This window comes from Azorhizobium caulinodans ORS 571, assembly GCF_000010525.1.
Classification (GTDB): domain Bacteria; phylum Pseudomonadota; class Alphaproteobacteria; order Rhizobiales; family Xanthobacteraceae; genus Azorhizobium; species Azorhizobium caulinodans.
In genome coordinates this window covers 2,078,831-2,095,943 of record NC_009937.1, presented here as the reverse complement: position 1 = coordinate 2,095,943, position 17,113 = coordinate 2,078,831, and the positions used below count along the sequence as shown (strand labels likewise).

Sequence of the window (17,113 nt, the reverse complement as noted above, 5' to 3'; positions counted from 1 at the left end):
GTGGGCCCGATCCTCCGCGAACCGTTCCTATCGCCGCAGGCGCGGCAGCCGGGCGCCTGAGCCATGGGCGACGGAGCGTTTTCCCCGCCAACGCAGGCGGTGATCCCATGGGGCTTTGCCCGGGAGGACGCCGCGGGTCTCGCCCGCGCCCTCACCGACGCCGCCCGCTTCGGCTTCACCCGCCTTCTGGTGCCTGTGCCGCCGGACCACGCCGGACGGGCCCATGCGATCATCGCGGCCCTGCCGCCCCTGCCCCATCTGGCGCGGATCGCCGTCCACGCGCTCGACAGGCTGAGCGGTCTCTCCGCTTTGCCGCTCGATCGCCGCTTCCTCTTGGTCGATCCCGGCCGCGTGATCCAGGCCAACTGGCTCGATCTGTTCGCAACGCCCGCCCAAGCCATCGTGGCGGGGACCGACGGCGCGGCGCCGGCAGGCCTCGCGGGCCTCGACCGCGACCTCCTGCCCGCGCTCTCCGGTGCGGATGCGCCACGAGATGTATTGGCCCGTCTCGGCACCGTCTACGGTGTCGGCCGTCTCCGGCTGCCGGCAGATGCCGTCTGCGACAGCCGTCCGGCGACCCCAGCGCGTCCGGAGCGCCCCGCCCTCTTCCTCGACCGCGACGGCACGTTGAACGAGGACTATGGCTATGTGAGCGACCCCGCCCGGCTCGTCCTGTTGCCCGGCGCGGCGCAGGCGGTGAAGCGGGCCAACGATCTCGGCTGGAACGTCTTTCTCGTCACCAACCAGTCCGGCATCGGGCGCGGCTATTATGCGGAGGCCGATGCCATTGCCTGCAATGCGGCACTCCAGGAGATGCTGCGCGCCCATGGCGCCCATCTGGACGACATCCGCTATGCCGCCGACCATCCGGAGGCGGAGGAGCCGCGCTATCGCATCGCCACCGGCTGGCGCAAACCCGAGCCGGGCATGTTGATCGACCTCATGGCGCACTGGCCCACAGTGCGCGAGATCAGCCTCATGGTGGGCGACAAGGACAGCGATATCGCTGCCGGAGCGGCAGCGGGTGTGCGCGGCCTCCTCTTCACGGGCGGCGATCTGGATGCCCTGGTGGCGTCGCATCTGACCGGCGCTCCTTGCAGCGGTTAAAAAGACGCGCCGCCGCAGTGCAGCGCGGGAAATACGTGCTATAGAGTGAAAGCAATGCTTTCACAGTGCACGGCCGTGATTGGGTGTGCGCCAGACGGAGACCGGCCCCGCGCCGGCCGGCTTTCAGTTCGAGTGGGTTTCATGAGCAATCTCAACGAAGAGACGGTCAAGAGCGTCCACCACTGGACGGACAACCTCTTCACCTTCACCACCACCCGCGATCCGGGCTTCCGCTTCCTCAACGGCCAGTTCGTGATGATCGGCCTGATGGTGGAGGGCAAGCCGCTGCTGCGGGCCTATTCTCTGGCCAGCGCCAATTATGAGGAGGACCTCCAGTTCTTCTCCATCAAGGTGCAGAACGGCCCCCTCACCTCCCGCCTCCAGCATCTCAAGCCCGGCGACAAGATCCTCGTCGGCCGCAAGGCTACGGGCACGCTGATCCAGGACAATCTCACCCCCGGCAAGCGGCTCTATCTGCTCTCCACCGGAACGGGCCTCGCCCCGTTTCTGTCCGTGGTGAAGGATCCGGACGCCTACGAGCGCTTCGAGCAGATCATCCTCATCCACGGCTGCCGCACGGTGGCGGAACTCGCCTATGACGACTTCCTGACCAAGGACCTGCCGAACGACGAATATATCGGCGAGCAGGTCCGCGAGAAGCTGATCTACTACCCCACCGTGACCCGCGAGCCCTTCCGCAACCAGGGGCGCATCACGGCCCTCATCGAGAGCGGCAAGCTGTTCACGGACATCGGTGTGCCCGTCCTGAACCCGGCCGAGGACCGCCTGATGCTCTGCGGCAGCCCACAGATGCTGAAGGATGTGGTGGAGCAGCTCGAAGCGCGCGGCTTCAACGAGGGCAGCCAGTCGAGCCCGGCGGAATACGTGATCGAGAAGGCGTTCGTGGAGCGCTGACCCCGCATCCGTCGGCAGACAGGATGGCTCGAAAAGGAAAGCGCCGCGCCGGAGATTTTACCGGGCGCGGCGCTCCTGTTTTTACTTATAACTATTCCATTGATCGGCCGGCTCGTTGAGCTGTGTTTTCCCCGTTGCTATGCCTGTGCGGTGTTCTTGAGCACGTCGCCGCATCCCTTCTGCCGCTGCATTCTTTTTTGCGCCGGCACCGCAGGATTCCCGTTACGGCAGGGTTCAAGTCACGCAAGGTCGAGGGGCGTGACGCCGATGGTGAAGTGGGTTCTGTTTCAGCTGCATTGGTTCTTCGGCATCACGGCCGGCATCGTGCTGGCGGTGGTGGGCGTGACCGGCGGCATGCTCTCCTTCGAGAGAGAGATCCTCGTCGCTCTGAACCCCGGCATCCTCACCGTCGGCAAGGCCGAAACGGCGCCGCTCGCCCCGGACGCGCTCATTCAGCGCATCCGGGCGCAGGCCCCGGACAAGACGGTCACGAGCCTCACCGTCTACGGCGATCCCGAGCGCTCCGCCCGCGTGATGTTCGCGCCCCCGCCCGGAGAGCGGCGCGGCGAATTCCTCTATGTGAACCCCTATGACGGCAAGCTCCTGCCCCGGCCGCGGGGCGAGGATGCCATGTTCACCATCATGTTCATCCACCGTTGGCTGGCGGCGGGCGAGGTGGGCAAGCAGATCGTCGGGGCCTCCACCGCCATCCTCATCTTCTTCGCGCTCAGCGGCCTCTATCTGCGCTGGCCGCGCAACTGGGCCTCGCTGAAGACGTGGGTCTTCATCGATTTCAGCCGGCGCGGCCGCTCCCTGTTCTGGGAACTGCATTCCATCGTCGGCACCTGGGTTCTGCCCTTCTATCTCCTGGCGGCGCTCACCGGCCTCACGTGGTCGTACGACTGGTATCGGAACGCCTATTACGACGTGCTCGGCGCCCCGCGGCCGGCCCAGCGTGGACCCGGCGGCGCCCCGCCGCAGCAGGCTCAGGGCCAGCAGGGCCAAGGCCAGCAGGCGGCGAATGGCGCGCAGGGTGCGCCACCGCAGGCCGGCCAGACCGGAACGCCACCGGCCGGCGAAGCGGGCGCGCGCGGACAGAATGGCCAGCCCGGCGGAGAGCGCGGACAGCGCGGCCCCGGAGGCGCGGGCGGTCAAGGCGGACAGGCCGGCGGACGCGCGGACCTCGCGACGCTGTGGCCGGTGTTCGTGAAGGAAAGCGGCGGCTTCACGCAGGCCTCGCTTCGCCTGCCGGTGCAGGGCGCCAGCCTGAGCATCCAATACATCCCGCTCAATGCGGACCATGAGCGGGCCAGCAACACCCTCGTGCTGGATGCGAGCGGCAAGGTGCGCGAGCACAAGCGCTATTCCGACCTGCCGCTGAACCTGAAGCTGGCGGGCAGCATCTTTCCCCTTCACGCCGGCAGCTTCTTCGGCATGCCGGGCCTCATCCTGATGATGATCGCCAGCCTGCTGATGCCGCTGTTCACCATCACCGGCTGGCTCCTCTATCTCGACCGGCGCCGCAAGAAGAAGGAGGTCGCCCGGCAGGCGGCGGCCCTTTCGGACGGCGTCACCTCCGATGCCGCGCCCGTCCTCATCGCCTTCGCCAGCCAGAGCGGCACCGCCGAGCGCCTCGCGTGGCAGAGCGCCGGCCTCCTGAAGGCCGCCGGCCGCCCGGTGCGGGTCACTCCCCTTGGCACGCTGCGGCCGCAGGATCTGGTCGCCGCGCGGCAGGTGCTGTTCGTGGTGTCCACCTTCGGCGAGGGCGAGGCGCCGGACAGCGCCCGCCCCTTCGCCAAGCTGATGCAGGCTGGGCCGGCAGCGCTGGCGGGGATCACATACGGTGTGCTGGCGCTGGGCGAACGCAGCTATGCCCATTTCTGCGGCTTCGGCCGCGATCTCGATGCCTGGCTGCGCACCAGCGGCGCCACGCCGCTGTTCGACCGCGTCGAGGCGGACCATGAGGACGCGGCCGCGCTGCGCCACTGGCAGGCCGAACTCGGCGCGCTGACGGGAACCTCCATAGAGGCGGACTGGACCGCGCCGGCCTATCGCAGCTGGCGCCTCGTCTCGCGGCGGGAACTCAATCCCGGCAGCGTCGGCCTGCCCACCTTCCATGTGGTGCTGGAGCCTGCCGACGGCGCCGATCTCGACTGGAGTGCCGGCGACGTCGCGGAGGTGGGGCCGGAGAACGCACCCGCCACGCTCGATGCCTTCTTCGCCGACTGGGAGAAGGCGGCGCCGGCGGAGCTTGCGGTGGCGGAGAGCCACGGGGAACTGCGGCAGGTCCTCGCCCGCCGCCACCTGCCCGCTCCCGCGGAGGCCGCGGGCTGGCAGACGCAGGACTTCGCCGAGCGGCTGAAGCCGTTGCCGCACCGCGAATATTCCATCGCCTCCATCCCGCAGGACGGACGGCTGGAACTCGTCGTGCGGCAGGCGCGCACGCCGGAGGGCTATGGCCTCGGCTCCGGCTGGCTCACGGTCCACGCACCCATCGGCGGCACGGTGGCCCTGCGCATCCGTCCGAACTCCGGCTTCCATGCCCCGTCGGACGGGCGCCCACTGATCCTCATCGGCAACGGCACCGGTCTTGCCGGCCTGCGCAGCCTGCTGAAGGCTCGCATTCACGCGGGGCAGGACCGCAACTGGCTGATCTTCGGCGAGCGCAATGCGGACAAGGACTTCTATTTCCGCGAGGAACTGGCCGGCTGGACCGCCTCCGGCGCGCTGGAGCGGCTCGACACCGCCTTCTCGCGCGATGCGGAGAAGCTCTACGTGCAGGATGTGCTGAAGCGCGAGGCCGACCGCGTGAAGGCGTGGGTCGCCGAGGGCGCGGCCATCTATGTCTGCGGGAGCCTCAAGGGGATGGCGCCGGCGGTGCATCAGGCGCTGACCGACATCCTCGGGGCCGATGCGCTGGAAGCCATCGCGCAGGACGGCCGTTACCGGCGGGACGTGTACTGATCCGAATGGACCCGGAAGAACGCGATGGCGGCGCCCGCGCCGCCATCGGGCCGCTCAGTCGAGCACAGCTGCCTTGAGCAGGCAGACCATCAGCGCATGGGCGTGCCCGCCGCCGACATTGCGGATGACGTGCTGGCGGTCGCAGCGATAGCGCAGCGTCTCACCGGCCTTGGCGGTCTCGATCACGCCGCCCACTTCCACCTCAAGCTCGCCCTCCAGCACGGAGAGGCACTCGATGGACCCGAGCTGATGCCCCTCGGAATCGAGGACGCCGCCAGGCTCTGCGTGGAAGTCGTAATATTGCAGCCACTCCACCGTCTTGATCCAGCCGATGATGGCGAGGCGGCACAGGCCGTCCTCCGACTGGAGCATGGGCGTGTCGGCGCGGGTCAGCTTCTCGACGAAGGGCGCCTCGTCGGAGGAGGCCAAAACCCGCTCCACCGTCACATCCAGCGCCTGCGACAGGCGCCAGACGGTGGCGAGCGTCGGATTGGTCTCGTTGCGCTCGATCTGGCTGATGATGGACTTGGCCACGCCCGACTGTTCGGCGAGGTCCGACAGCGAGAGATTATAGGCCTTCCGCAGCCGCTGGATGGTCTTGCCAAGCTGGCCCGTGATCGCATGGGCGCCCGGTTCCAATCCGCTGCCCCGCTCCGGGGGTTTCTCGCGCTGCGCCATGACGCTCCCTTTTACCGAACACTTGTCCGTTTCCTCGGACGATAGCGGCAAGGAGCGGCACGGAGCAAGCAAAAGCGGCCCTCAGAGCCCCGCCTGCCCCCACAGGGCATGGAAGTGGTGGACGGGACCATGCCCCTGCCCCACCTCCAGTTGATCGGCGGCGGCAATGGCACCGGTGATATAGGTCTTGGCCGCCCGCACGGCCTCGGCGAGCGTCAGCCCGCGCGCGAGGCCCGAGGCAATGGCCGAGGAGAGGGTGCAGCCGGTGCCATGGGTGTTGCGCGTGGCGTGGCGCGGCGCCGGCAGGCGCAGAACGGCGTCGCGCGTCACCAGAAGATCGACGCTTTCCGCGCCCTCGCCATGGCCGCCCTTCATGAGCACCGCCTTGGCGCCCAGCGCCAGCAGAGCCTCGCCCTGCGCCCGCATGGCGGCCTCGTCCGCTGCGACCGGCACGTCCAGCAGAGCGGCCGCTTCCGGCAGATTGGGGGTCACCACGTCGGCGAGCGGCAGCAGGCGCGCCTTGAGGGTGGCGATGGCCGCGTCTTCCAGCAGGCGGGCACCGGAGGCGGCGACCATCACCGGATCGAGCACGATGTTGCGCGCCCCGAGCCGTTCAAGCGCGTCCGCCACCGCCGCGATGGTGGCGGGGCGCGAGAGCATGCCGATCTTCACCGCCGCGACCTTCAGGTCGGAGAAGACGGCGTCCATCTGGGCGGTGATGAAATCGGGCGGCGCGTCGTGGATGGCGGTGACACCGAGCGTATTCTGCGCGGTCAGCGCGGTGATGACGCTCGCCCCATAGACGCCGAGGGCGGAGAAGGTCTTGAGGTCCGCCTGGATGCCGGCGCCGCCGCTGGAATCCGAGCCGGCGATGGTCACGGCGATGGGGGGAGACTTCTGGCTCATCTGGCGCCTCGCTTCCACGGACGGGGAGCGCGGACGCAAGCGCGCCGCAGTCTCGGTTCCCTCCGCCGGCATGATCCGGATCAGGTTCGCGGGTTGGCGTTGGCCTCTCAGCCGCCCGTGACGGACGGCACCCCGACGAGATGGAAGGAGATGTAGCCGCCGCCCCCCGCCGCTTCAAGGTGGGCGGCGGCGGCTGTCCCTTGTCAGGGGCGAGGCTTTTGTCCAACGTGTGCCGGCGCCGGACGGAGCCCGCTGGCGCGCGGGGCTTTCCGCCGTCAGGCGAATCGCGGCAAGGCTCCCGCCCATGGCCGGCTGCATTTTCTTCACGCGCGCCGCTTCGCCTGAAATGCCCTGAGGAGTTCGCGGTGACCCCTTTCTTCGTTCAGATCAAGTGCCAGCTCGGCAAGTCCTATGAAGTGGCGAACGCCCTCGCCGATGCCGAGATCGCCTCGGAGATCTATTCCACCGCCGGGGATTTCGACCTGCTGGTGAAGTTCTACGTGCCCGACGCCACCGACATCGGGCACTTCGTGAACGAGAAGGTGCAGAAGCTGCCGGGCATCCAGGACACCCGCACCATCATCACCTTCAAGGCGTTCTGAGCAGTCCCGATCCGCCTTCCGACGCAGCGTCATCATGCGTTGCGTCGGATCAAGGCGCCCGGTGCGCCCGAGGGCAAGGGTGACGGTGCCGAGACCAGACAGGTCCCCGATGCCGCTCGCCACCCGTTCTCCCGCTGCCTCCGTGCCGCAGCCTCCCCCCGCCGCCACTCCGCCGACCGGACTGTCCGCCGAGGAGGCGCGCCAGCGTCTCGTGCGCCACGGGCCGAATGCGCTCCAGCAGAGCCGGACGCGTTCCTTCGCCGCTATCATCGGCGGAACCCTGCGCGAGCCGCTCTTCCTGCTGCTGCTGCTCGCCGCGGGGCTTTATCTCCTCCTCGGCGACATCGGCGAGGGCCTGCTTCTCAGCGCCGGTGCGCTGGTCTCCATCGGCCTCGTGGTCCTCCAGGAAGCCCGCAGCGAACGCGCCCTCACTGCGCTCCGGGCGCTGGCCGAGCCGGTGGCACGCGTCCTCCGCGACGGCGACCACCTGCGGATCCCGGCCCGCGAGATCGTGCCCGGAGACCTTCTGCTGATCGGCGAAGGCGACCGCGTGCCGGCCGACGGGGCCGTGGTGGCTGGCGATGCCCTCACCGTGGACGAATCCGCCCTCACGGGGGAATCCGTGCCCGTCATAAAGCGTGTCGCCCCAGACGGCATGGCCGAGGCGCTCAGCCGCGTGCCGGGCGGCGAGGACAGTTGCGCCATCTTCGCCGGCACCCTCAACGTCCGCGGACAGGGCGTGGTGCAGGTGGTGCGCACCGGAGCAGACACCCGTCTCGGGCGCATCGGCGCCTCCCTCGCCACCATCGAGACCGCAGCCACGCCGCTCCAGCAGACCATGAGCCGCCTCATCGGCAAGCTCGGCCTCCTCGCCATCGGCTTCTGTGGTCTCGTCACGCTGGTCTACGGCCTGCTGCGGCACGACTGGATCGAGGGTGCGCTTGCCGGCATCACGCTCTCCATCGCGCTGGTTCCCGAGGAATTCCCGATGGTGCTCGCCATCTTCCTCGCGCTCGGGGCCTTCCGGCTGGCCCGGCAGAAGGTGCTGGTGCGGCGGAGCGCGGTCATCGAGACGCTGGGGGCCGCAACCATCCTGTGCACCGACAAGACCGGGACGCTGACGGAGAACCGCATGGCGCTCGTCGCGGCGCAGGTCGCCGGGCGAACGGTCCCGGTCGCGCCCGCAGGCCCGCCTGCCAGCGCGGCGGGCGATCTGCTGCGCCTTGCACGCCTTGCCAGCGCCCCCCAGCCCGTCGATCCCATGGACCGCGCTGTGCATGCGGCGGTGCCGGCGCCGGAAAGCGAGACGCTGGCGCTCCTGTCCACCTTTCCCTTGCAGCCTGACCGTCTCGCTTTCCTCCAGCTCTGGCATCTGCCGGACGGGCTCCTGTTCGCCGCCAAGGGCGCGCCGGAGGCGATCGCACGTCTGTGCGGGCTCACCCCGGGCGAGCACGCCGATCTCGACCGCGACGTCTCCGGCCTGGCGGCGCAGGGGCTGCGGGTGCTGGCGGTGGCGAGCCGGGCGGCACAGGACGCTTCGGAGGCGCCCGAGGACCGGCCCTTCGCCTTTGGCGGCCTGATCGCCTTCGCGGATCCGGTGCGTCCGGATGTTCCCGGCGCCATTGCGGAGGCCCGCCGCGCCGGCATCTCGGTGGTGATGATCACCGGCGATTATCCCACAACCGCGCTCGCCATTGCCCGGCAGGCCGGGATCGAAAGTGCGGCAGGCGTCCTGACCGGCCCTGAACTTGCCGCGCTCCCGCAAGACGCCCTCCCGCAGCGGGTGCAGGGCGTGCACGTGTTCGCCCGCATCATGCCCGAACAGAAGCTCGCCATCATCGAAGCATTGAAGGCCGGTGGGGCGGTGGTGGCGATGACCGGAGACGGGGTCAACGATGCGCCCGCATTGGAGGCCGCCCATATCGGCATCGCCATGGGCCAGCGCGGCACCGATGTCGCGCGCGAGGCGGCGGACCTCGTGCTGCTGGACGATCGCTTCGTCTCGATCCTGTCCGGGATCCGGCTCGGGCGGCGCATCTTCGCCAACCTGCGCAAGGCGCTCACTTACGTAACCGCCATCCACATCCCTATCGCCGGCCTCGCCCTGCTGCCGGTGCTGCTGGGGCTGCCGCCCCTGCTCTATCCGGTGCATGTGGTGCTGCTGGAACTGGTGGTGGACCCGCTCTCGGCCCTCGTCTTCGAAAGCGAGCCCAGCGAGCGACACGCCATGGAACGCCCGCCGCGTCCCGCCTCAGAAACGCTGTTCGGCCTGCGGCAGATCGCCTTCGGCTGTCTTCAGGGCGGGGTGCTGCTGGCGGCGGTGCTGGGACTTTATCTGTGGTCGTCCTACGCCGGCCACCCGGAACGCGAAGCCCGCACCCTCGCCTTCTGCGCGCTGCTGCTGGGAAATCTCGTGCTCGCCTTCGCCGAATCGGCGGAGGCCGACACCGCATTCTTCGATCTTCGGCGGGCCGCGTTCTGGATCATCGGCACCGTGGCGGCCGGCGTCCTCGCGGCGATCCTGCTGGTCCCCACGCTGACGGACATCTTCCGCCTCGTGCGGCCGACGGCCGGCCAGTGCCTGCTGGTGCTTGCCGTTGCGGCGCTCGCAGGCGGCTGGACGGGCATCGTCCGCCGCCTGGGGCCGGCTCCTCAGTAGGACAGGAACAGCGGCAGCGGGGCGGCGCGCAGCAGCGACTGCGTGACGCCTCCGAAAGTGATCTGCCGCAGCCAGGAATGGGCATAGGCGCCCATCACGATCAGATCGGCGCCACTCGCCACCGCGTGCAGGCGCAACGCCTCGCCCGCATCGCCATCCGGCGCAGCGATCTCCTTCAGTTCGAAGGTGACGCCATGGGCGGAGAGGTGGGGGGCGATGCCCGCGCCGGGGACGGCCTTGGACAGATCCTTCTCGCCGATGATGGAGAGGACCTCCACCATGGCGGCGGCCCGCAGCAGCGGCAAGGCCTCGTTGACCGCCCGCGCCACCCGCGCGCTGCCATCCCAGGCCACGAGGATACGGCGGCCGCGGAACACGGGGTGGCCCTCCGGCACGATCAGCAGCGGGCGGCCGGACTGGAACAGCGCCGCCTCGATGAGGGCGCGGTCCGGCGACAGGGCGCTGCTCTCCGCATCCACGACGGTCAGGTCATGGACACGGGCCTCGGCCACGAAGCGCTCCACCAGTTCGAGGTGCGGCAGCAGGGGCACTTCGGTGCGCACCGCCACGCCGCCGAGCTCAGCGGCGGCGCGGGCATCGTCCGCGAGCTTTCCGGCGAGTTGCGCCAGACGCTCGTTCTCCGCCGCCACGAGGCCGCCGATGGTGGAACTGACGCGGGTGTGAGGGAGCGACAGCTTCTGCGCCGACGCCTGGACGGTCAGCCGCGCGCCCGCCTCCTGCGCCAGCGACAGGGCATAGGCCAGCGCGCTGGAGGTTTCCGTCTCCTCGGTGGAGCAGCACAGGGCGGTGAAAATGTTCTTGAGATTGTAGAGCATGGCGCGCCTCCGCTCGGGATTTGCCTCGACCTGGGAGCCGGATCGATGGACCCACGGTTCCGCTTTCCGCGCCGTGGTATCGACCGCACTCTAGATGACGTAACGTCGCCTCCCTTGATATGGGACAAGGGCGATGCCGGCCGCCGATCATTTCGACGTGCGCGCGCCAAAGGCCGTGAAATTCACGCTTTTGTCGCTTGGCGGCGCGAGAGGGATACGCAAGAGACGGTCTCGAAACGAGAGGGGTTCTGATGTCGAGCACGCCGCTGCGCAAGGTCACGGTCTGGGACGCGCCCACGCGCCTGTTCCACTGGTCGCTGGTCCTGCTGATCGCCGCCGCCTATCTGACGGCCGAGTTCGGCCTGATCGACTGGCACTTCCGCGCCGGCTACGCGATCATCGCTTTGCTGCTGTTCCGTCTGGCCTGGGGATTCGTGGGCAGCGACACGGCGCGCTTCTCGCGCTTCCTCCAGAACCCGCTGAAGGCCATCCAGCACCTCGCCCACTTCACCCGCCGCGAGCCGGACACCGAGATCGGCCACAACGCCGCCGGCGGCTGGATGGTGCTGGTCCTGCTGGCGCTGCTGCTCATCCAGGTGGGCACGGGCCTGTTCTCGAACGATCAGGTCTTCTCGGAAGGCCCGCTCGCCAAATATGTGGGCTCCGCCATGAGCGACCGTCTCACGGGCCTACACGAGCTCAATTTCAACCTGATCCTGATCGCGGTGATCCTGCACGTCCTGGCCGTGATGGCCTATGCGCTGGTGAAGCGCCACGATCTGGTCCGGCCCATGGTGACGGGCTGGAAGCGCCTGCCGGAGAGCATGCCCGCGCCGCGCATGGCCAATGCCGGGCTCGCGGTCGTCCTGTTCGCGGTGGCGGCGGGCATCGCCTGGTTCATCTCGACCCTCGGCTGAGGCCCAAACGAAAAGGGCCGCACCCGAAGGCGCGGCCCGATTGCCCTGACCGGTGAATGCGCTCAGCGCTGCTGGTAGCTCTGGTGGCAGGCGCGGCACTCGGGGCCGACGGCCGCCATGGCGGTCTTGAAGCCGTCGGCGGTGCCGACCTTGTCGATATTGGCCGCCACCGCCGCCTTGAACTTGGCGAGCGCGGCGTCGAACCCGGCGCGGTCGGACCAGATGGCCGGAGCGGCCTTGGTGTCGCCCTTGTCGGAGCCCGCGGGGAACAGCGCGCCGAACTTGTCCGCGCCTTCCGAATAGGTCTTGAAGATGGCGGCGGCCTTGGCCGCATCGTAGGGCGCCTCGCCCTTCACGATGGCACCGGCGGCCTTGGTCTGTTCGCCGATCTCCTTCATGACGGCCTTGCGCTGGGCGATCGGATCGGTCTGGGCGACAACCACCGTCGCGGCGAGGGGGACGAGAAGGGCGGCAAGCACCGCAATGCGCATCGACAACTCCTGCGAGTCGATTGGAACCAGACTGGTTCTAGACTGCTCACATGACAGTCACCATCCGCCTTCGCGACGACTCTCGAAAGCGTGATGGTAAAGACACAGATCATCCCGGAAGAGTTGCAGGTTATTTTGCCTTTCCCGTCCGCCGGTACGTTTCTTCCAGGAAACCGGGAACGTTGCGTCAGGTTGCCGGCTGTACGCTCGTAATGGCGTCGAACACCGCAAGCGGCGTCGCCGGCATGTCGATGTGCGTCACGCCGCAGCCCCGCGCCAGCGCGTCCACCACTGCGTTCATGACTGCCGGGCACGAGCCGATGGCGCCCGCCTCGCCCGCGCCCTTCACACCCAGCGGATTGGTGCGGCAGGGCACGTTGCGGGTCTCGAAATGGATGTCCGGCAGGTCCGCTGCGCGCGGCAAGGCATAGTCCATGAAGCTGGCGGTGAGGAGCTGGCCGTCCTCGTCATAGACGGTGCGTTCGTGCAACGCCTGCCCCACCCCCTGCACGATGCCGCCGTGCACCTGTCCGGCCAGCAGCAGCGGGTTCAGCGTCACGCCGAAATCGTCCACCACCACATAGCGCAGGATCTCGACGGAGCCGGTGTCGGGATCGATCTCCACCTCGCAGGCATGGGTGCCGTTGGGATAGGTGGCCTCGGAGGCCGAGAAGGCGTCGGTCGCCGACAGATGTTCGGCGGTCGCCGCCGGATGGTTGGCGAGTTCGGCCAGCGTCAGGCGCCGGTCGGTGCCTGCCACCACGAGGGCGCCATCAAGGAATTCGAGGTCCGCCGCATCCGCCTCCAGCGCCTCGGCCCCGAGGGATTTGAGCTTCTCGGCCATGTGCCGCGCCGCGCCCTTCACGGCCGCGCCGCCGATGGGGATGGAGCGCGAGCCGCCTGTGCCGGAACCGGCCGGCAGATCGTCGGTGTCGCCCTGGAGCACCCGTACCTGTTCGAGCGGCAGTTGCAGCTCGGAGGCGACGAGCTGGGCATAGGCCGTCTGATGGCCCTGCCCGCTCGACTGGCTGCCGATCTTCACGGTAACGCCGCCATCCGTGCCGAGCGTGAGGAAGGCCGGCTCGGCCGTGCCCCCGCCGCAGGCCTCAATGTAGCAGGCAAAGCCGAAGCCGCGCATCTTGCCGGCCGCCGCCGAGCGTTCCGCCCGTTCCGAAAAGCCGGCATGGTCGGCCACTTCCAGCGCACGGGTCATGTGGCCATCGAACTCGCCGCTGTCATAGAGCCGCCCCGTCTTCGTGCGGAACGGCATCTCCTCGGGGTGGATGAAGTTGCGCCGGCGCAGTTCCTCGGGCGGGATGCCCGTCTCGCGCGCGGCCGCATCCACGATGCGCTCGATCACATAGGCCGCCTCGGGACGGCCCGCCCCGCGATAGGCATCCACCGGGGCCGAATGGGAATAGACGCCGCGCACCCGCGCATGGAAGGCGCCGATGCGATAGACGCCGGGCAGCATGGAGGCGCCGCCCCACGGCACGAACGGGCCGTAATAGGAGAGGTAGGCGCCCATATTGGCAATCGTATCGACCTCAAGGCCGATGAAGTGGCCATCGGCGTCGAGCGCCAGCGCCACGTCGGTGATGTTGTCGCGGCCCTGGCTGTCGGCGAGGAAATGCTCGCTGCGGTCGCCGATCCACGCCACCGCATGGCCCAGAACGCGGGCGGCAAAGGCGATGAGCGGATATTCGCTGAAGGGGAACATCTTGGTGCCGAAGCCACCGCCAACGTCCGGCGTGACCACGCGCAGGTCCTCGCGGTCCCACTTCAGCACCTTGTCGGCGATGGCATTGCGCAGCAGGTGGCTGCCCTGGCTGCCGAGGGTGAGACGGATGCGTCCCGTCTCCTCCACCTCCGCCAAGACGCCCCGCGTCTCCATGTAATTGGTGACGATGCGATTGTTGACGAGCCGCAGCCGCGCCACATGCGCCGCGCCGGCGAAGGCGGTGTCGGCGGCCGCCGCGTCTCCGAATTCCGAAGTGAAGGCGATGTTGCCGGGCCGCTCCGTCCAGACAAGCGGTGCCTCGTCCTCGGCGGCTGCGGCAAGCTCGGCGACGGCGGGAAGCGACTCCCAGTCGATCTCCATCGCCTCGGCCGCATCCCGCGCCATGTCCAGCGTCTCGGCCACGATGACAGCGACCGGATCGCCCACGTGGCGGGCAATGCCGTCCGCCAGCGCCGGATGGGGCGGGATCCAGAGCCGGTCCTCACCGGTGACGGTGATGGTGGCCGCCACGGGCATGGAGCCGAACTCGGCAATGTCCTCGGCGGTCAGGACGAGCTTCACCCCCGGCAGCACGCGCGCCGCCCCGAGATCGGGGAAGGAGAAACGCGCATGGGCGTGGGGGGAGCGGACCACGAAAGCGGCGTAGGCCTGCGCACGGGCGGCAGCATCGCCCACATAGCGGCCGGCACCGGAGAGCAGGGCCGCGTCCTCGACGCGCGTGTGGGGCTGACCGACGCCGAACTTCATCCGCACCTCCACCGTTTCTGCCGCCCATGGGTAGCATGCTCATCGGTAGCACGCCCATGCGCAGGCGCGATGATGCGCCGCCGCATGGCGGGCCGGAAGCCCATGAACCTCCGGCATGCCTTGCGGTATCAGGCCGCCGGCTGACGCGCCGCCACCATGTCGGCCACCTCTCTGGCGGCCTTGGCCAGCAGCTCGGGATCGCGCGACCGCACCACGAGATTGGTGTTGGGGCCCGTCTCCGACAGGAAGGGATAGGAGCCGATGGACACACCGGGGAAGCGCTCGGCGATCTCCCGCAGCGGGCCGGCGATGTCGCCCTCCTTGGCGTTGGCCAGGATGGTTTCCGACAGCATCTTCGGTCCGGTGTCGAGGGTCGGCAGCACCGCCTCCAGCATGGCGTGCATGATGCGCGGCACGCCGGCCATCACGATGACATTGCCGATCTTGAAGCCTGGCGCCTTGGACACCTCGTTGACGATGAGATCGGCGCCGGCCGGAATGCGCGCCATGCGCAGGCGGGCTTCATTGAGATCTTTCTCGGCAATGTATTCGAGAAGCATCGCGCGGGCACGGGGATCGACATCGATGGAGACGCCGAACGCTTTCGCCACGCTGTCGGCGGTGATGTCGTCATGGGTCGGGCCGATGCCGCCGGTGGTGAAGACGTAAGTATAGCGATGGCGCAGCCCGTTGAGCGCCGCGACGATCTCTTCCTCCACATCGGGCACAACCCGCACTTCGCGCAGATCGACGCCGATCTCGGTCAGACGCTCCGCGATATGGCCGACATTCTTGTCCTTCGTCCGCCCCGAAAGGATCTCGTCGCCAATCACCAGCACCGCTGCGGTGATCGTTCGCGTGCCGAGTGCCTCCGTCATGGTCCGCTCTCCTGCCCGCAGCACGGCCATACCGCCCGCTGCAGCCTAAATATTAGTCACACGTTTCATCATTGCGCTGGAATAAGGATGGCGCTGGCGCGTTAGCCCTTCCTTGGCACGATGTTTGTACATAGGCTGAAACGAAGCGGAGTGGCAGTCCCGATGGCGCGTGCGTTCGACGAGATGTCCAGTGACGACGGCAGCGTTCGTAAAGCCTATGAAACGCTAAACCGTTGGTTGTCCAACGTTCCGCACGACGTGCTGGACCATCGGCGCAAGGAAGCGGAATTCATCTTCCGCCGAATCGGCATCACGTTCGCGGTCTATGGCGAGCAGAACGCCCAGGAACGCCTGATTCCCTTCGACATCGTTCCGCGCATCATCACCAATGACGAGTGGACGCGGCTCGCGCGCGGCCTTGAGCAGCGGGTCAAGGCGCTCAACCTCTACATCAAGGACGTCTATTCCAAGCGCGAGGTGCTGCGCGCCGGCATCGTGCCGGAGGATCTCGTCTATCAGAACCCCGCCTTCCGGCCGGAGATGAACGGCCAGCCGGTGCCGCATGATCTCTACGTGCACATCGCCGGCATCGACATCGTGCGCACCGATCCCGACACCTTCTACGTGCTCGAGGACAATGCGCGCACGCCTTCCGGCGTCTCCTACATGCTGGAGAACCGGGAGATCATGCTGCGGCTGTTCCCGGAACTGTTCTCGCTCCATCGCGTGGCGCCGGTGGAGAATTATGCCGACGATCTCCTCGCCACCCTGCGCTCGCTCTCGCCCAACGGCGCGCACGAGCCGAACGTGGTGATCCTCACTCCCGGCATCTACAATTCGGCCTATTACGAGCACTCCTTCCTCGCCGACAAGCTGGGCGTCGATCTGGTGGAGGGGCGCGACCTCTTCGTGAAGGACAGCATCGTCTACATGCGCACGACCGAGGGGCCGAAGCGCGTGGACGTGATCTACCGCCGCCTCGACGACGACTTCCTCGATCCTCTCGCCTTCCGGCCCGACAGTGTGCTCGGCGTGCCGGGGCTGATGAGCGCCTACAAGGCCGGCAACGTCACCCTCACCAATGCGGTGGGCACCGGCGTCGCGGACGACAAGGCCGTCTACAGCTACATGCCCGAGATCATCAAATTCTATCTCGGGGAAGAACCGTTGCTCGCAAACGTGCCGACATGGCGTTGCCGCGAGGCGGATCACCTGAAGTATGTGCTGGAGCACCTCGAAGAGCTGGTGGTGAAGGAAGTCCACGGGTCCGGCGGCTACGGCATGCTGGTGGGGCCGAAGTCGGACAAGGCGCAGATCGAAGCCTTCCGCGCCAAGCTGAAGGCCGATCCCTCCAATTTCATCGCCCAGCCCACACTGGCGCTCTCCACCTGCCCGACGCTGGTGGATCAGGGCATCGCCCCGCGCCACGTGGACCTGCGGCCCTTCATCCTGTCCGGCTCGGACAAGGTGCGCATCGTGCCCGGCGGCCTCACCCGCGTTGCCATGAAGGAGGGTTCGCTGGTGGTGAACTCCAGCCAGGGCGGCGGCACCAAGGACACCTGGGTGCTGGATACCTGAGGACCGGTGGGCGCGTCCGCATGTCCCGTCCTGCGGACGCAACCGTCACAACGCCGCGGCACCTCTGGCGCCGCACGCCTTCTTCCTGTGAGAT

Annotated in this window: 13 protein-coding genes and 1 riboswitch; of the genes, 7 read left to right on the top strand and 6 right to left on the bottom strand. The window is 68.3% G+C overall.

The window, feature by feature from the left end; translation table 11 throughout:
* Positions 1 to 63: 63 nt before the first annotated feature.
* The 3 genes from AZC_RS25475 (at position 64) to AZC_RS09475 (ending at position 4,986) form a co-directional block, all read left to right on the top strand.
* Positions 64 to 1,107 (top strand): D-glycero-alpha-D-manno-heptose-1,7-bisphosphate 7-phosphatase, encoded by a 1,044-nt coding sequence (locus tag AZC_RS25475; protein ID WP_012170358.1) that lies wholly within the window; start codon positions 64 to 66, stop codon positions 1,105 to 1,107.
* Between the two features lie 141 nt (positions 1,108 to 1,248).
* Positions 1,249 to 2,022, top strand: a complete 774-nt coding sequence (locus tag AZC_RS09480) for a ferredoxin--NADP reductase (RefSeq protein ID WP_043880197.1) — start codon at positions 1,249 to 1,251, stop codon at positions 2,020 to 2,022.
* Between the two features lie 267 nt (positions 2,023 to 2,289).
* Positions 2,290 to 4,986 (top strand): sulfite reductase flavoprotein subunit alpha, encoded by a 2,697-nt coding sequence (locus tag AZC_RS09475; RefSeq protein WP_043879145.1) that lies wholly within the window; start codon positions 2,290 to 2,292, stop codon positions 4,984 to 4,986.
* Between the two features lie 54 nt (positions 4,987 to 5,040).
* On the opposite strand, the gene AZC_RS09470 is transcribed toward AZC_RS09475, so the two are convergent.
* Positions 5,041 to 5,664, bottom strand: a complete 624-nt coding sequence (locus AZC_RS09470; protein WP_043879144.1) for a helix-turn-helix domain-containing protein — start codon at positions 5,662 to 5,664, stop codon at positions 5,041 to 5,043.
* A gap of 81 nt (positions 5,665 to 5,745) precedes the next feature.
* Complete coding sequence (gene thiD, locus AZC_RS09465) at positions 5,746 to 6,570, bottom strand: bifunctional hydroxymethylpyrimidine kinase/phosphomethylpyrimidine kinase (protein ID WP_012170354.1); 825 nt, start codon at positions 6,568 to 6,570, stop codon at positions 5,746 to 5,748.
* A gap of 39 nt (positions 6,571 to 6,609) precedes the next feature.
* A riboswitch (TPP riboswitch) is annotated at positions 6,610 to 6,715 on the bottom strand.
* A gap of 220 nt (positions 6,716 to 6,935) precedes the next feature.
* Between thiD and AZC_RS09460 the strand changes: the two genes are divergently transcribed.
* Together AZC_RS09460 and AZC_RS09455 are read left to right on the top strand one after the other, a co-directional pair.
* Positions 6,936 to 7,172 (top strand): Lrp/AsnC ligand binding domain-containing protein, encoded by a 237-nt coding sequence (locus AZC_RS09460; RefSeq protein ID WP_043879143.1) that lies wholly within the window; start codon positions 6,936 to 6,938, stop codon positions 7,170 to 7,172.
* Positions 7,173 to 7,281: 109 nt separating this feature from the next.
* Positions 7,282 to 9,831: a cation-translocating P-type ATPase gene (locus AZC_RS09455; RefSeq protein ID WP_081433958.1), complete on the top strand. Its 2,550-nt coding sequence runs from the start codon at positions 7,282 to 7,284 to the stop codon at positions 9,829 to 9,831.
* On the opposite strand, the gene AZC_RS09450 is transcribed toward AZC_RS09455, so the two are convergent.
* On the bottom strand, positions 9,825 to 10,667 hold the full coding sequence (locus AZC_RS09450; protein WP_012170351.1) for a universal stress protein: 843 nt from the start codon (positions 10,665 to 10,667) through the stop codon (positions 9,825 to 9,827). The genes AZC_RS09455 and AZC_RS09450 overlap by 7 nt on opposite strands.
* Positions 10,668 to 10,918: 251 nt before the next feature.
* On the opposite strand from AZC_RS09450, the gene AZC_RS09445 reads away from it, so the two are divergent.
* Positions 10,919 to 11,584 (top strand): cytochrome b/b6 domain-containing protein, encoded by a 666-nt coding sequence (locus tag AZC_RS09445; RefSeq protein WP_043879142.1) that lies wholly within the window; start codon positions 10,919 to 10,921, stop codon positions 11,582 to 11,584.
* A gap of 62 nt (positions 11,585 to 11,646) precedes the next feature.
* On the opposite strand, the gene AZC_RS09440 is transcribed toward AZC_RS09445, so the two are convergent.
* From AZC_RS09440 to AZC_RS09430, 3 genes are all read right to left on the bottom strand, one after another.
* Entirely contained in the window at positions 11,647 to 12,075 is a 429-nt protein-coding gene (locus AZC_RS09440; RefSeq protein WP_081433957.1) for a c-type cytochrome, read from the bottom strand.
* A gap of 187 nt (positions 12,076 to 12,262) precedes the next feature.
* Positions 12,263 to 14,563 carry a xanthine dehydrogenase family protein molybdopterin-binding subunit gene (locus AZC_RS09435; protein ID WP_043879141.1) on the bottom strand — a complete coding sequence of 767 codons (2,301 nt, stop codon included), beginning with the start codon at positions 14,561 to 14,563 and terminating at the stop codon, positions 12,263 to 12,265.
* A 128-nt stretch (positions 14,564 to 14,691) separates the two neighbouring features.
* Positions 14,692 to 15,441: a competence/damage-inducible protein A gene (locus tag AZC_RS09430; RefSeq protein ID WP_012170347.1), complete on the bottom strand. Its 750-nt coding sequence runs from the start codon at positions 15,439 to 15,441 to the stop codon at positions 14,692 to 14,694.
* 162 nt (positions 15,442 to 15,603) lie between these two features.
* Here AZC_RS09430 and AZC_RS09425 point away from each other — a divergent pair, with 162 nt between their 5' ends.
* A complete protein-coding gene (locus AZC_RS09425; protein WP_012170346.1) occupies positions 15,604 to 17,019 on the top strand; it encodes a circularly permuted type 2 ATP-grasp protein in 1,416 nt (471 codons plus the stop codon).
* Positions 17,020 to 17,113 lie beyond the last annotated feature (94 nt).

Bases quoted from the DNA above. Each gene is read 5' to 3' on its own strand.
- AZC_RS25475 (WP_012170358.1), top strand. From the start codon at position 64: ATGGGCGACGGAGCGTTTTCCCCGCCAACGCAGGCGGTGATCCCATGG.
- AZC_RS09480 (WP_043880197.1), top strand. From the start codon at position 1,249: ATGAGCAATCTCAACGAAGAGACGGTCAAGAGCGTCCACCACTGGACG.
- AZC_RS09475 (WP_043879145.1), top strand. From the start codon at position 2,290: ATGGTGAAGTGGGTTCTGTTTCAGCTGCATTGGTTCTTCGGCATCACG.
- AZC_RS09470 (WP_043879144.1), bottom strand. From the start codon at position 5,664: ATGGCGCAGCGCGAGAAACCCCCGGAGCGGGGCAGCGGATTGGAACCG.
- thiD (WP_012170354.1), bottom strand. From the start codon at position 6,570: ATGAGCCAGAAGTCTCCCCCCATCGCCGTGACCATCGCCGGCTCGGAT.
- AZC_RS09455 (WP_081433958.1), top strand. From the start codon at position 7,282: ATGCCGCTCGCCACCCGTTCTCCCGCTGCCTCCGTGCCGCAGCCTCCC.
- AZC_RS09450 (WP_012170351.1), bottom strand. From the start codon at position 10,667: ATGCTCTACAATCTCAAGAACATTTTCACCGCCCTGTGCTGCTCCACC.
- AZC_RS09445 (WP_043879142.1), top strand. From the start codon at position 10,919: ATGTCGAGCACGCCGCTGCGCAAGGTCACGGTCTGGGACGCGCCCACG.
- AZC_RS09440 (WP_081433957.1), bottom strand. From the start codon at position 12,075: ATGCGCATTGCGGTGCTTGCCGCCCTTCTCGTCCCCCTCGCCGCGACG.
- AZC_RS09435 (WP_043879141.1), bottom strand. From the start codon at position 14,563: ATGAAGTTCGGCGTCGGTCAGCCCCACACGCGCGTCGAGGACGCGGCC.
- AZC_RS09430 (WP_012170347.1), bottom strand. From the start codon at position 15,441: ATGACGGAGGCACTCGGCACGCGAACGATCACCGCAGCGGTGCTGGTG.
- AZC_RS09425 (WP_012170346.1), top strand. From the start codon at position 15,604: ATGGCGCGTGCGTTCGACGAGATGTCCAGTGACGACGGCAGCGTTCGT.